The organism is Acetobacter fabarum, from assembly GCF_011516925.1.
In the GTDB taxonomy this organism is placed as follows: Bacteria; Pseudomonadota; Alphaproteobacteria; order Acetobacterales; family Acetobacteraceae; genus Acetobacter; species Acetobacter fabarum.
Genome location: NZ_WOTG01000009.1, coordinates 74,097 through 87,721, shown reverse-complemented (window position 1 = coordinate 87,721; position 13,625 = coordinate 74,097). Strand labels below are relative to the sequence as shown.

Below are 13,625 nucleotides of genomic sequence, written 5' to 3'. Positions count from 1 at the left end.
CATGACCCTGCCCGACCGCTTTATCGACCACAACACGCAGGACGCGCAGTATGACGAGGCCGGGCTCTCCGCACCCCACATCGTCGCTACCGCCCTTAACGCACTGGGTGTGAGCGCTACGGGCATCGGAGACATGCTCGAAGCAACCTTGTCAAACCGTGCAACCGGGACAAAATCGTAAGCATGAAACGTATTTCCTTCCGCGCAGGGCTCGTGCTTGGCATGAGCATGGCGCTTCTTCCCGTAGCTGGGGCTGGCGTATCCGCCCCGGCTGCGTTTGCCCAGTCCGCCCCGTCCAGTGCAGTGATTGCCCCCGTGCAAACGCTGTACACAGCGCTGGACCAGATCGTGCAGTCCCACGGCAGCTTTGCCGAGCGCAGCCAGATCGTGGCCACAGCAGTGGACAAGTCCTATGATCTGGAAGCCGTGCTCAAAGCCTCCATCGGCCTGCGCTATAACGGGCTGAATGCAGACGAAAAGCAGAAGCTTCTGGCCGCATTCAAGGCCTATACCGTCTCGCGCTACGTGAGCAACTTCAAGCCGGGTGCGGACATCAAGTTCACCATCCAGCCCACCGTGACCGACACGGCCGTTGGCGGCAACAAGCTGGTGGTTACCGACCTTGGTGCGAGCGATGGCTCCACCCCGACCGAGATCAGCTACATCATGAACAATGCCAGCGGGTCATGGAAAATTGTGGACGTGCTGCTCAGCGATGCCCGCATCAGCCAGGCTGCGGCCCAGCGTTCGGACTTCAGCTCCACGCTGACCTCGGGTGGCGTTTCTGGCCTTATCAGCGTTCTTGAGCGCAAGGCTCAGGCCTACGCCAAAGACTAAGGGAACAGGAACAGGCGCGTGCGGCAACGCAAACAGACACACTCCCCCATTATGGGGCGCATGATGGTCGGGGCATGGTAGCGGTTTTTCCTCTTCTGGCTGCTGCCAGCGCGCTTCTTTCTGTTACTGGCTGTATCCAGTCCTCTCTGGGGGCTGGATTGCTGGCACGTTTCCGCCGCAATGAGCGGCAGCCTGTTGTGCTGGGCAGCCCCCCGCCGGTAACCGTGCTCAAACCCCTGTACGGCTCCGAACCCCTGCTGGAAGAAGCTCTGGAGAGCTTTTGTACGCAGGATTACCCCCATATGCAGATCCTGTTTGGCGTGCGCGATGCGGATGACCCCGCCATTGCCGTTGTACGCCGCCTGCAGGAACGCCATCCTTCGCTGGACATGGAACTTGTGGTGGACCCCGCCCTGCATGGGCTGAACCGCAAGATCAGTAACCTGATGAATATTCTGCCCAAGGCGCGGCACGATATTCTGGTTATTTCCGATTCCGACATCCATGTACGGCCCGATTACCTGCAACACATTGTATCGGCCCTGCACCAGCCCAATACAGGACTGGTCACCACCCTGTACGCGGGTCTGCCGGCAAGTGGTTCCCTTGTGCAGATGCTGGCGGCCTGCCAGATCAACCATAATTTTCTGCCCGGTGTCATGCTCTCGCGCTATCTGGGGCGGCAGGACTGCCTGGGCGCCACCATGGCGCTGCGCCGCCAGACACTGGATGACATTGGCGGGCTGGAAGCCCTTTTACCCCATGTGGCCGATGATGCCCTGCTTGGCAGGCTGGTACGGCAGGCTGGCATGAACATTGCCATTGCCGAATGCATGACGTGGACCACCATTGCCGAATCCAGCTTTGGTGAACTGCTGCGGCACGAACTGCGCTGGGGCCGCACGGTGTGCACGCTGGCGCCAGCAGGGTATGCGGCCTCCTCCATCCAGCTCCCCCTGTTCTGGGCGACGCTGGTTGTGCTTTTTCAGCCACACGCGGCATGGAGTTTGCCATTCTTCTGGGGCATATGGGCCATGCGCGGAGTTACTTCGCTGCTGATTGACCGCGCCGTGGGCGCCCGCGCGCTGTGGCCTCTTTTGCTGCTTCCCCTGCGGGACTGGCTGTCTGCCGCCATTATGGTGGGGAGTGCCAGCGGGACAGAAGTCCACTGGCGGGGCCAGACCATGCACATTGCCCCCCACCCCAATACCGCACCAACACCCGTGAGGACTCTCTCCCCCGGACCCTAGTGAACGCATGCAAAGACTTGCCTTCTTCCTATACGCCAGAGTATTTGCCTAAACCAAATGCAGATACGGAAGTCCTTGAGCCAGCATTTATGCCGGAGCTTACTGTTGGACCCCACCGTTCTACGCCCTTGTCAGGATAGAAACCGATGACGATGAGAACCCTTTTTCTCCAGCCGCCAACTTTTGATGGTTTTGATGGCGGCGCAGGCTCGCGCTATCAGGCCCGCCGTGAAATTAAATCTTTCTGGTATCCGACATGGCTGGCCCAGCCTGCTGCTCTGGTTCCCGGCAGCCGCCTGATTGACGCTCCCCCCGCCAACATGGGCATGGAGCCCATTCTGGAAGACGTGAAAAACCGCGATCTGGTGGTGCTGCACACCTCCACCCCGTCCTTTGCCAAGGACGTGCAGGTGGCCCAGATGCTCAAGGACGTTAACCCGAACCTGAAGATTGGCATGGTTGGCGCCAAGGTGGCCGTTCAGCCGGAAGAAAGCCTGCTCAAGGGTGCGCCCATCGACTTTGTTGCCCGCAATGAATTTGATTACACGATCAAGGACATTGCCGATGGCATGGACTTCAAGGACGTGGACGGCATTACCTGGCGCAACAAGGATGGCGAAATTATTGCCAACCGCGACCGCGCCATGATCGAAGACATGGACGCCCTGCCCTTCGTGACCGAAGTGTACAAGCGTGACCTGCGGATTGAAGATTACTTCATCGGCTACCTCATGCACCCGTACCTTTCCATCTACACGGGCCGTGGCTGCAAATCTCGCTGCACCTTCTGCCTGTGGCCGCAGACCGTGGGTGGCCACCGCTACCGCACCCGCAGCCCGCAGCATGTGGCAGCCGAAATCCGTCTGGCCATGCAGTACTTCCCGCAGGTTAAGGAGTTCTTCTTTGATGATGACACCTTCACCGACGACCTGCCCCGTGCCGAAGCCATTGCGCGCGAACTGGGCAAGCTGGGTGTAACCTGGTCGTGCAACGCCAAGGCCAACGTGCCCTACGACACGCTCAAGGTCCTGCGTGACAACGGCCTGCGCCTGCTGCTGGTCGGCTACGAAAGCGGCAACCAGCAGATCCTGCACAACATCAAAAAAGGTATGCGCGTTGAAGTGGCGCGTGAGTTCACCAAGAACTGCCACGAACTGGGGATCAAGATCCACGGCACCTTCATTCTGGGTCTGCCGGGCGAAACGAAGGAAACCATTCAGGAAACCATTCGCTTCGCGCAGGAAATCAACCCGCACACGCTGCAGGTTTCCCTTGCCGCACCGTACCCTGGCACGGCCCTGTTCAAGGAAGCCACGGAAAACGGCTGGCTGGACGAAAGCAACGCAGAACTGCTCGACGACAACGGCGTGCAGATTGCACCGCTGCACTACCCCCACCTGTCGCACACCGAAATCTTCAACAGCGTGGAAGAGTTCTACAAGAAGTTCTACTTCCGCGCTCCCAAGATTGCCTCCATCGTGGGTGAAATGGTGCGTTCGCCCCAGATGATGAAGCGTCGCCTGCGCGAAGGTGTGGAGTTCTTCCAGTTCCTTAAAGGCCGCAAGGCTGCCTGATCTGGCATAACTCATGGCACTGGGTGGGGAATGGCGCATAAGTCCCCCACCCAGAACAGCCATGACAGCCCCCACCTGCCAGTGTTAGACACAGGCAAAGGTTACAAAGGGCTGCCAGAACCATGAAACGCGCCATTATTTCCGCCGATGATTTCGGCATGTCGGTTGAAGTGAACGAGGCCATTGAACAGGCCCACATCAACGGCGTTCTCTCAACTGCCAGTCTTATGGTATCCGGCCCTGCTGCACAGGATGCCGTGGAACGGGCCAAACGCCTGCCCTCCCTTAATGTTGGCCTGCATCTGGTGGTTATTGAAGGACCATCGGTTCTGCCCCACAGCCGCCTGCCGCTGATTACACGCGATAATGGCTGGTTCTCCTCCTCCCAGCTCGGGCTTGGAGTGGACTACTTTTTCCGCCCCGAAGGACGGCGGGAACTGGAGGCGGAAATTACCGCCCAGTTTGAAGCCTTCAGCCGCACGGGCCTGCCGCTGGACCACGCCAACGCCCACAAGCACATGCACCTGCACCCCACCGTAGGCAAAATGATGATTGGCATAGGCAAAGGCTACGGGCTGAATGCCGTGCGGGTACCTCTGGAGCCACCCCGCCCCCTGTATGCCGCAGGCACCTATACCGACACGCTGGGCGATGCCGCCCTGCGCCGCTGGACCGCCCTGCTGCGCCATCAGGCCCATGCTGCGGGCATGGCCACGAATGACTGGTGCTTTGGCCTGGCCTGGAGCGGGCACATGACCACCGAGCGCATGGCCGCTCTGGCAGCCCACCTGCCTGATGGTGTGTCCGAGATCTATTTCCACCCCGCCACCCACAAGAACACCATGCTCGCAGAGCTGATGCCCACATACGAGCATGAGGCCGAGTTCAAGGCACTCTGCTCTCCGGGCTTTCGCAAGGGGCTGGAGCAGGCGGGGGCACAGCTTTGCGGCTGGCAGGACATCGCCCGTGGAGCATAGCTGCTGCGCGTATGTTGCAAATTTATCGTTATAACAAAAATTTGCACTCCGTTTTTACTAAAAAACCTATTTTGTTTGGTTTTGGGTAATAATGTTTCAAAACCACCCTTGACCGGACATTTCCGTTCATGCTCCTGATGGCAGACCGACAACAACAAAAACAATAACGGTCTGTCACATGGTCGCACATTCTGCCCGGCGGAATATCCGCCTCCGCTCTTATGCCGCCCAGCCTCGCGCGCTGTGGCGTTACGCCCATGCCCTGCCGGTTCATGGGGTTGTACGCACGGCCTGAACAGCAGGCCCAGCAGCACGCTCCCTTAAACAAACCCCTGCACGCATAAGACAACTCCCTCCAGCAAGAGCGAGAGGAAGCGGAATAACAATGCCAAAAATACACCGCACCCAGCGCCCCGACACCCCCGAACACGGGCCAAAACACACCCGCACAACTGCCGCCTGCGCCATTGCGCTGGCCTCTGTGTGGCATGCGCCTTTTGGTTCTGGCGTGGCACAGGCCCAGACCACCCATGCCTCCGCCCTTACGGCCCAGCCAAGTGTGGCGCCTATTTCCGACACCATCATCAACCCCGGCAGCAAGGTCCATGCCCTGCCTGCGCAGTCCCTGCGCCCGTTGGATGCGGAAACCATTGGCCCGGACCTGAGCGCCATCCGCCGTCCGCCCAACACGCCCATTCCGCCAAGCGGGGTGCCCATTCTGCCGTCCCCCGGTCTGGCACCTTTGAGCGTGATGCCGATCATGCCATCGGAAACACCCCACTCGCTGCACCAGATCGAACTGGACTCCCTGATCAATGGGGAAGGCCCCTCCGCCCTGCTGCCCGCAAGCTGGGACGCCCAGCGTGATTACGACCTGCCAGACCCTTACTACGTGCCCACAGCCGGTACGGGGCACCTTATTCCGCAGCTGATGCCCTTCCGCGACCGGCTGAGGGACAAGGGGTTTTCGTTCTCCTTCTCCTACAAGGGAGAAGCCATGGGGCTGGCATCTGGCGGGTTACCCGGCCAGAAAGGCATCAGCTACGTGCATGAGCTGACCTTGCAGACCACGTTTGATCTGGGCCGCATGAACTCGGCACTTAACGGCTGGTCCGTGCATGGACTGGTTATGGAACGTGCAGGCCGTGCCGCGCAGAACGTACGCGCAGGCGAATACTATGTGGCCTTGCAGGAAGTGTACACGCTCTCGGGCAACGTCGCGGCGCATCTGGTGGACATGTACGCCGAGAAAAAGATGCTCAACAACAAGCTGGACATCATTTTCGGCCGTATGTCGCTCACCCATGTGTTCGCGACATCTCCGCTGCTGTGCTCCTTCATGGTCACCTGCTCGGCTCCTGTGGCCATCAAGCAGCTACCGGGCATGAGCGTGTACCCAAAAGCCACATGGGGTGCGCGCGCACGCTTCCGCCCCACGCGGGATACGGCCATACAGGTTGGCGCTTACTCCGTAAGCACCCTGAGCGAGAACCCCTCGGGCTGGGCATGGGGGTCCGAGAACGCAACGGGCCTGTCCCTGCCGATCGAGTTCACCTGGGCACCGTTCCTGACCCGCAACCGCCTGCCCGGGCACTACGTGCTGGGGTATGAGCACGACACCACCCGGTATGCGGACAAGATTGGCTCGGTCCTGCCCAAGCGCATTGCCGACACCCTGCCCGGCACACGCTCCGCCCCCTCCGATGCCATGTGGCTGGAGGCAGACCAGATGATCTACCGCCTTGGCGGGCGTAACCAGATGGCCGGTGGCTACCTGATGGCAGGTTACGTGCATGCCACCCCGCATGTGGTCAACATATCGGACCAGGCTTATGGCGGCCTGTCGTTTGTAGGGCTGATCCCCACCCGCCTGACAGACCGTTTTGGTGTGCTGTATTCGTGGTACAAGGTCAGCCGCCGCCGCCGGGAGAGCGAAATTCTGGCCGTGGATGGCGGGTACTCACTCGGATCAACCATTCGCGGAATCCAGAATGATTCCGAACTGGTCGAAGCGTATTACGGGATTGACGCCACACATGGCGTGCTGGTCCAGCCTGAGTTCCAGTATCTGATCCACCCGGGCGAAACACACCACATCCCCAATGCGGCCCTGATTGGGCTTAAGGTTATTGCCAACCTGTAAAAACTACCCCCTGCCGGTGCGCCCACTGCACCGGCAGGCACGCATAAAACAGCACAAAGGCCGCCCGCCCCTGTGGCAGGCTCTAGGCATGGCGCGGTACGTCTGCTAGTCAGCAAGGCGAACGTTTAACCCGTACGCGACTGGCCTTGCTGCATCTGGCATGACTGACACGCCCGACAAAACCCAATCTTCCGGACAGACCCTTTCCGCCAGAGCGGAGGCGGCCCGCGCCGAGCGGCTTGCCCGCCAGGCCGCGGCACTGCGCGCCAACCTGCGCCGCCGCAAGGATCAGGCCCGGACCAGACAGGACCATAACACGGCGGAGGAGCCATCCCCCGCCACCACACAGCCCCCCGGTAATGGAGAGAGCAAGACATGCCCGTGATGCCCGATACATGGATCCGCCAGATGGCGCACGATCACGGCATGATCGAACCGTTTGTGGAAAGCCAGAAGCGCGAAGGCGTTATTTCCTACGGTCTGTCCTCCTACGGGTATGATGCCCGCGTGGCCGATGATTTCCGTATTTTTACGGATGTGAACAACGCCATTGTGGACCCCAAAAACTTCAGCCCCGAAGGTTTTGTGTCCCGCAAGGCGGATGAATGCATTATTCCGCCCAACAGCTTTGTGCTGGCCCATACCATTGAATACTTCCGTATCCCGCGGGATGTGCTGGTGGTCTGCCTTGGCAAGTCCACCTACGCGCGGTGCGGCATTATTGTAAACGTGACCCCGCTTGAACCGGAATGGGAAGGGCAGGTCACGATCGAGATCAGCAACACCACCCCCCTGCCCGCGCGCATTTACGCCAATGAGGGGATTTGCCAGTTCCTGTTCTTCAAGGGCGATTCCCCGTGCGAGACCAGCTACGCGGACCGTGCGGGCAAATATATGGGCCAGCGTGGCGTTGCCACGCCCCGGATGTAAAAACCATGGATCATTTTGTTATCCGCGGCGGCCGCCCCCTGCACGGCGAAATTACCATTGGCGGGGCCAAGAATGCGGGCCTCAAGCTGCTGGTGGCGGGGCTGCTGACCTCCGAACGGCTGGTGCTGTCCAACGTCCCCCATATTGCCGACATTGCCACCATGCGCGCCCTGCTGGAGCAGCACGGGCTGGAAGTGCATGATGTTACGGGCGATGGCTCCACCCTGTCGGTCGGGGGGGATATTACCAATACCGAAGCCCCGTATGACATTGTTTCCAAAATGCGGGCCTCCATTCTGGTGCTTGGCCCGCTACTGGCCCGCTGCCGGGAGGCGCGCGTGTCCCTCCCCGGTGGGTGCGCCATTGGCACCCGCCCGGTGGACCTCCACCTTAAAGGGCTGGAAACACTGGGTGCGGAAATTACGCTGGAAAACGGCTATATTAACGCCCGTGCTCCCAAGGGACTTGTTGGCGACCGCATTATTCTGCCTTTTGCCTCGGTTGGGGCGACTGAAAACCTGATGATGGCGGCAACGCTTGCTCAGGGCAAAACCGAAATCATTAACGCTGCGCGTGAGCCGGAAATGGTGGATCTGGCCAACTGCCTGAACGCCATGGGCGCCCGCATTACGGGTGCGGGCAGTTCCGCCATTTTAATTGATGGCGTGGAAGCCCTGCATGGTGCCGAACACCGCATTATGCCCGACCGTATTGAATGCGGCACCTATGCCTGTGCCGCCGCCATTACAGGTGGGGACCTGCGGCTGGTAGGCGGGCAGATGGACCATCTGGGCGCTGTTGTGCGAGCATTGGAGGAATGCGGGACCGAAGTCACGCAGGATGGGGACACCATGCGCGTGCGCCGCACCGGAGCGCTGCGCGGAATCGACATCATGACCGAGCCTTACCCCGGATTCCCGACCGATATGCAGGCCCAGTTCATGGCCCTGCTCTCGGTTGCCGAGGGGGCCTCCATGATTACCGAGACCATTTTTGAAAACCGGTTCATGCATGTGCCCGAGCTCAACCGCATGGGTGCGCGCATTAACGTCCATGGTTCTTCCGCCATTATCCGTGGGGTGCACAGCCTGTCTGGCGCACCGGTTATGGCGACCGACCTGCGGGCCTCGTTCTCGCTCATTCTCGCAGGGCTTGCCGCCCATGGAGAGACCATTCTGAGCCGCGTGTACCACCTTGACCGGGGGTATGAGGCGGTGGAACGCAAACTGGCCAAATGTGGCGCACTGATTGAGCGCGTGCGGGACTAAACGCCCGTTAACCCTCGACCCGAGCGCAAAAAAGCCGGAGCAGCATAAACTGCTCCGGCTTTTTTTATGCGTATCCCGCCTTCAGGCGGAATGGGGGGACAAGGCTCAGTCTTCCCACCACACGCTCAGAGTACGCACGCCCTGCGCACCGCGGATCAGCACACCCTGAATATCCGCCGTGGCGGATGGCCCGCTCATGAGCACACCATAATTGGCGGTGTGGAACTCGGGGCGGTCCATATAGGCCGTATGCATGTTGGCGGTCAGGTTTTTGGCCGACAGGATCACCACAATATGCTGGGTCAGATGGGCGGCAGAGTTCAGGTCCTGCAACTGGGCTTCGCTCAGGTAGATCGAACCCATTTCCGCAATGCCGAAGGGGGAGCGCACAACCAGCACATCCACCGAGGCCGCCTGCTGGGGTGTGCCCAGCTCTTCTATGCGGATCGTACCTTCAAAATCCGGCACGGCGGAGCAGATAACCTTGGAATCGGGGAAGCGGCGGGCAATGGCGGTGGCCAGTGTGTCCCCCTCCTGCCGTTCCAGCACCTGCCCGCCCAGAATCTGGAGGCTGTTTTCAAACCGGGCCTGCCCGTTATCCATATCCCCCAGACGTGCAACGGGGGGGAGCGGGTGGGCCTTGGGGTCTGGCCTGTTATCGCGCAGGCGGGTCAGAATGGCATCGCGCGAGGTGCTCATGCGCTTTCCCCTTCCTTCTTTTTGGTTTTCAGGCGGTTCTGCTTGTACCAGCTATGGAAGGTCTGCTTGACCGGGTGCGGCAGTTCGCGGTGCTTGCCCCACGGGTTAAGCCAGTTATACAGCACAAAGCGCGGCATGGTGCTGAGCGCGACCTCGGTCCCGTTAATGGCGGCACGGTACAGGGTGGGCTGCCCCATAAGCTTGCCCGCCATGTGCATGACCTCACGCTTTACAAACGGCAGCTCGTGGTGTTCGGCCAGAACACGCCGCCATTTGTAGAGCTGTTCGTGAATGTTGATCTTGACCGGGCACACATTGGTGCAGCTCCCGTTCATGGTCGAGGCAAAAGGCAGCGTGCTGTATTTGCGCTCGTTAAAGGTGGGGTCAATAATCGCGCCAATGGGGCCGGAATATACCGCACCATAGGACAGGCCACCCGAACGGCGATAAACCGGGCAGGTATTCATACATGCGCCACAGCGGATACATTTGAGCGAGGTCCAGAAGTCCTCCATGCCCAAACGGTGCGAACGCCCGTTATCCACCAGCACCACATGCATCTCGCTCCCTTTTTGCGGGCCACGGAAATGCGTTGTGTACTGCGTAATGGGCGAACCAAGGGCCGAGCGTGAAAGCAGGCGGATAAACACACCCATATCCGCCATACGCGGCACCAGCCGTTCGATCCCGATCGTGGCAATGTGCAGGCCCGGTACAGTCGCGCTCAGGTCGGCATTGCCTTCGTTGGTGCAGACCACAAAGGAGCCTGTTTCGGCCACCACAAAGTTGCCACCGGTCATACCCGCATCGGCAGACAGAATAACCGGGCGGGCAGCCAGCCGCTGCTGCCATGCAAGGGACTGCGCGCTGTTGTCGTTGGGGTCCGTGTGATAGTGCTCGGCAAAAATCTTGGCGACATCGGGGATCAGCTTATGCACGGCTGGCACCACAATGTGGCTGGGCATCTGGTTATCCAGCTGCTGGATGCGCTCCCCAAGGTCAGTTTCCGTCACCACAACGCCGCGTGGTTCCAGATACTCGCGCATGCAGCATTCTTCGGTCACCATGGATTTGCTCTTGATGAGCGATTTGGCGCCGTGCTTTTCCAGAATTTCGCCAACGATGCGGTTATGTTCCGCGCCATCGGCTGCCCAGTGCACATGAATACCGTTCTTTTTGGCGTTGGCCTCAAACTGTTCAAGGTATTCTGGCAGGTTGGCCAGCGTGTGCTCCTTGATGGCGGATGCACGTGCGCGCAGTTCCTGCCATTCGGGCAGAATGTGCATCTGCCCATCACGCTTTTGCCGCAGGTCCCACAGCCGTTCGTCATGGAAATCCATGTGGGCGGTATCTTCGATAAACGCTTCCGCCGCCTTGGCGTGGTTGACAGGTTTGACTTTCATTCCCGCGCTCCATTCAGAATTTCAGCAATATGAATGAAGCGGATGGGAACACCGGCCCGCTCCGCACACCCTTGCTGGTGCATCATGCAGGACGTATCGGCCGAGACAATATACTCAGCCCCTGCCTGATGGTGGTCCCGCACCTTGTCCGTGCCCATTTTGGCCGAAACAGCCTCCTCCGTAACCGAGAAGGTGCCACCAAAACCGCAGCATTCATCAGGCCGTTTGGGTGTAGCAAAGGAAATACCCTTGACCTTGCCCAGCAGGTCCATGGGTTTGGAAAAGAACGGCTCGCCCAGTTCGGACATGCTGGCCGTGCGCAGGGCGCGCAGGGTGCCGCAGCTGTTGTGCAGCCCCACCTTGTGCGGGAACTCCGCCCAGGGGAAGTCCTGCACCTTGAGCACATCGTGCAAAAACTCGACCAGCTCAAACGTGTTTTCACGCACATGGCGCACGTCATCGGTCTGCTCGATGGCGTCAAAATTATCGCGCACATGGTGCGTGCAACTGCCGGACGGCATGACAATGGCATCATACTTGGCAAAGTTTTTAACAAACAGTGCCTCTGCCGCAGCCGCATCCTTGTTGCAGCCCGAATTGGCCATGGGCTGGCCACAGCAGGTCTGGTTCATTGGGTATTCCACGTCCTGCCCCAGCTTTTCCAGCAGTTCCAGTGTGGCAATCCCCGCGTTTGGATAAAACGCGTCTATATAACAGGGAATAAACAACCCGATTTTCATACGCACCCCCGGTAAAGAAACGAGCCTCCTCAGCTCGCTGCAATCACAATTTCCACTAACGATGGGCCATCAGTCGCCAAGGCGGCCTCCAGTGCGGGGGCAATATCTGCCGCCCGTGTCACTTTGGTGGAGGGCACCCCCATGGAACGGGCGAGCGCCTGATAGTCTATGCTCGGGTTAACAATATCCATGGCCGGATATGTGCCCTCCCGCGCGGAAATATAATCTTTCTGCTGCCGCATGAAATTCTTGAGCACGTTGTACTCCTGATTATTCATGACCACAAAAGTAACGGGCAGCTTTTCATGTGCCGCGGTCCACAATGCCTGTGGCGAATACAGGGCCGCCCCATCCCCCACAAGGGAGACCACACGCTCGCGCCCAAGGCCGAGTGAGGCCCCAACCGCTGCGGGCATGCCCCAGCCCAGCGCACCGCCACGCAGGAACGAATACTGCGCAGACCACGCACTTTCCAAAAACAGACGCACATCGGAGGATGTGGCTATGGCCTCATCCACAATGGCAATATCCGGCCCCACGGCGCGCACCACTTCCCACGCGGCAACGCTGGGGTGGATGACCGCATCGCTACGGTGGGCCTGCATGGCCTGTCTGGCCTGCGCCTTATGCTGCATGCGCTGGGCGGCCACATGCTCGCCCGCCGCGTGGTAGGCCGCGGCTCTGCCCTGTGTGAGCACCTGCAACTCTGGCAGCAGGGCCTGAAGCGACGCCCGCACATCCCCCACGACCGAGAGCGGGGTCCAGAACGTGCGCCCAAGGTCCCTTACATCGGACGACATCTGATACACCGCACAGCTTGGCGGCAGGGCCGGGCCTTCGGTGTAGAGAATGGTAATGAGCGATTTGCCACCAAGGGCAAAAATGGCGTCATACGCGCCCAGTGTCTGCGCAATGGCGGTTGCCTGTGTGGGCAGGTTGCCGCACCACAACGGGTGTGCTGTGGCAAAGGGAATGCGCGACGGCCAGGAAGACCCATAAACCGGCGCACCCAGGCACTGGGCCACGGCGGCGACCTCGGCTGCCGCATCGGAGCCGTACACCTCGTCCCCCGCAATAATGGCCAGCCGCCCCGGTGCTATGCCCGCCAGTGCACGGGCCAGCTCGGGCAGGCCACCGGCCACAGCCTGCCGGTTGATCTGCGATGGCGCACCAATATCCACCGCACTCAGCTCCTCCATGACGTCCATGGGAAGCGAGAGGAACACAGGCCCGGCGGGGGCTGCCGTGGAATCATGGAAGGCACGGCGCAACAACACGGGCAACTGGTCCGCATGGGCGACTTCCTGCGCCCATTTAACGGCGGGGCGGGCAATCTGCACCAGATCCCCGAACAGTAGCGGGTCGGAAATGGTATGGCGCGAATCCTGCTGCCCCGCAGTCACCACCAGCGGCGTTTGCGAGACACTGGCGTTTAGCAGGTTCCCCAGCCCATGCCCCAGCCCGCCCGCCGTATGCAGGTTTAAAAAACCCGGCTTGCGGGCAGCCTGCGCATAGCCATCGGCCATGGCCACAACGCTGGCCTCCTGCAGACCCAGTACGTAATGCACGTCGGGTATTTCCAGCAGCGCGTCTATCAGCGGGAGTTCGGTGGTGCCGGGGTTGCCAAAAATGTAATCAACCCCCTCGCTCCGCAACACCTCCAGCAATACGGCAGCCCCACGGCGCAGTTGCCCTCCGGCTGTATCCACCCCTGTTATGCCTGACATGCCTTATGCTCCCCTGCGCTGTTGCGCGCCTTGCACCTGTGTCCGCCGTTATCCAGCCCGCTACGGGCCACACCGTG

Annotated in this window: 13 protein-coding genes; 9 read left to right on the top strand and 4 right to left on the bottom strand. The window is 60.2% G+C overall.

Annotated features, from left to right (window positions below; all coding sequences use genetic code 11):
* The 9 genes from GOB83_RS10860 to murA form a co-directional block, all read left to right on the top strand.
* The coding region (locus tag GOB83_RS10860; protein WP_165926057.1) for a hypothetical protein at positions 1 to 181 on the top strand (181 nt) is incomplete at its 5' end.
* Between the two features lie 2 nt (positions 182 to 183).
* Positions 184 to 837 carry an ABC transporter substrate-binding protein gene (locus tag GOB83_RS10855; protein ID WP_086645817.1) on the top strand — a complete coding sequence of 218 codons (654 nt, stop codon included), beginning with the start codon at positions 184 to 186 and terminating at the stop codon, positions 835 to 837.
* A gap of 74 nt (positions 838 to 911) precedes the next feature.
* Positions 912 to 2,087, top strand: coding sequence for a bacteriohopanetetrol glucosamine biosynthesis glycosyltransferase HpnI (gene hpnI / locus GOB83_RS10850; protein WP_086645816.1), 1,176 nt, complete (start codon positions 912 to 914; stop codon positions 2,085 to 2,087).
* 146 nt (positions 2,088 to 2,233) lie between these two features.
* Entirely contained in the window at positions 2,234 to 3,661 is a 1,428-nt protein-coding gene (hpnJ, locus tag GOB83_RS10845) for a hopanoid biosynthesis associated radical SAM protein HpnJ (RefSeq protein WP_179290143.1), read from the top strand.
* A 122-nt stretch (positions 3,662 to 3,783) separates the two neighbouring features.
* Positions 3,784 to 4,638, top strand: coding sequence for a hopanoid biosynthesis-associated protein HpnK (gene hpnK, locus GOB83_RS10840; RefSeq protein WP_086645814.1), 855 nt, complete (start codon positions 3,784 to 3,786; stop codon positions 4,636 to 4,638).
* Positions 4,639 to 5,023: 385 nt separating this feature from the next.
* Positions 5,024 to 6,781 (top strand): carbohydrate porin, encoded by a 1,758-nt coding sequence (locus tag GOB83_RS10835; protein WP_165926056.1) that lies wholly within the window; start codon positions 5,024 to 5,026, stop codon positions 6,779 to 6,781.
* Between the two features lie 160 nt (positions 6,782 to 6,941).
* Positions 6,942 to 7,166, top strand: a complete 225-nt coding sequence (locus tag GOB83_RS10830) for a hypothetical protein (protein ID WP_086645812.1) — start codon at positions 6,942 to 6,944, stop codon at positions 7,164 to 7,166.
* Positions 7,157 to 7,711, top strand: coding sequence for a dCTP deaminase (dcd, locus tag GOB83_RS10825; protein ID WP_086645811.1), 555 nt, complete (start codon positions 7,157 to 7,159; stop codon positions 7,709 to 7,711). The genes GOB83_RS10830 and dcd overlap by 10 nt, the downstream gene beginning before the upstream one ends.
* Positions 7,712 to 7,716: 5 nt before the next feature.
* Positions 7,717 to 8,979, top strand: coding sequence for a UDP-N-acetylglucosamine 1-carboxyvinyltransferase (murA, locus tag GOB83_RS10820; RefSeq protein WP_086645810.1), 1,263 nt, complete (start codon positions 7,717 to 7,719; stop codon positions 8,977 to 8,979).
* Between the two features lie 105 nt (positions 8,980 to 9,084).
* On the opposite strand, the gene GOB83_RS10815 is transcribed toward murA, so the two are convergent.
* The 4 genes from GOB83_RS10815 to GOB83_RS10800 are packed head-to-tail and all read right to left on the bottom strand — an operon-like array spanning position 9,085 to position 13,548.
* The gene (locus GOB83_RS10815) at positions 9,085 to 9,678 is read right to left on the bottom strand and encodes a LutC/YkgG family protein (protein ID WP_086645809.1); all 594 of its coding nucleotides are present in this window, start codon (positions 9,676 to 9,678) and stop codon (positions 9,085 to 9,087) included.
* On the bottom strand, positions 9,675 to 11,081 hold the full coding sequence (locus tag GOB83_RS10810) for a lactate utilization protein B (protein ID WP_086645808.1): 1,407 nt from the start codon (positions 11,079 to 11,081) through the stop codon (positions 9,675 to 9,677). The genes GOB83_RS10815 and GOB83_RS10810 overlap by 4 nt, the downstream gene beginning before the upstream one ends.
* Entirely contained in the window at positions 11,078 to 11,821 is a 744-nt protein-coding gene (locus GOB83_RS10805; protein WP_086645807.1) for a (Fe-S)-binding protein, read from the bottom strand. Before GOB83_RS10805 ends, GOB83_RS10810 begins: the two co-directional genes overlap by 4 nt.
* 29 nt (positions 11,822 to 11,850) lie before the next feature.
* Positions 11,851 to 13,548: a thiamine pyrophosphate-binding protein gene (locus GOB83_RS10800; RefSeq protein WP_165926055.1), complete on the bottom strand. Its 1,698-nt coding sequence runs from the start codon at positions 13,546 to 13,548 to the stop codon at positions 11,851 to 11,853.
* Positions 13,549 to 13,625: the final 77 nt, after the last annotated feature.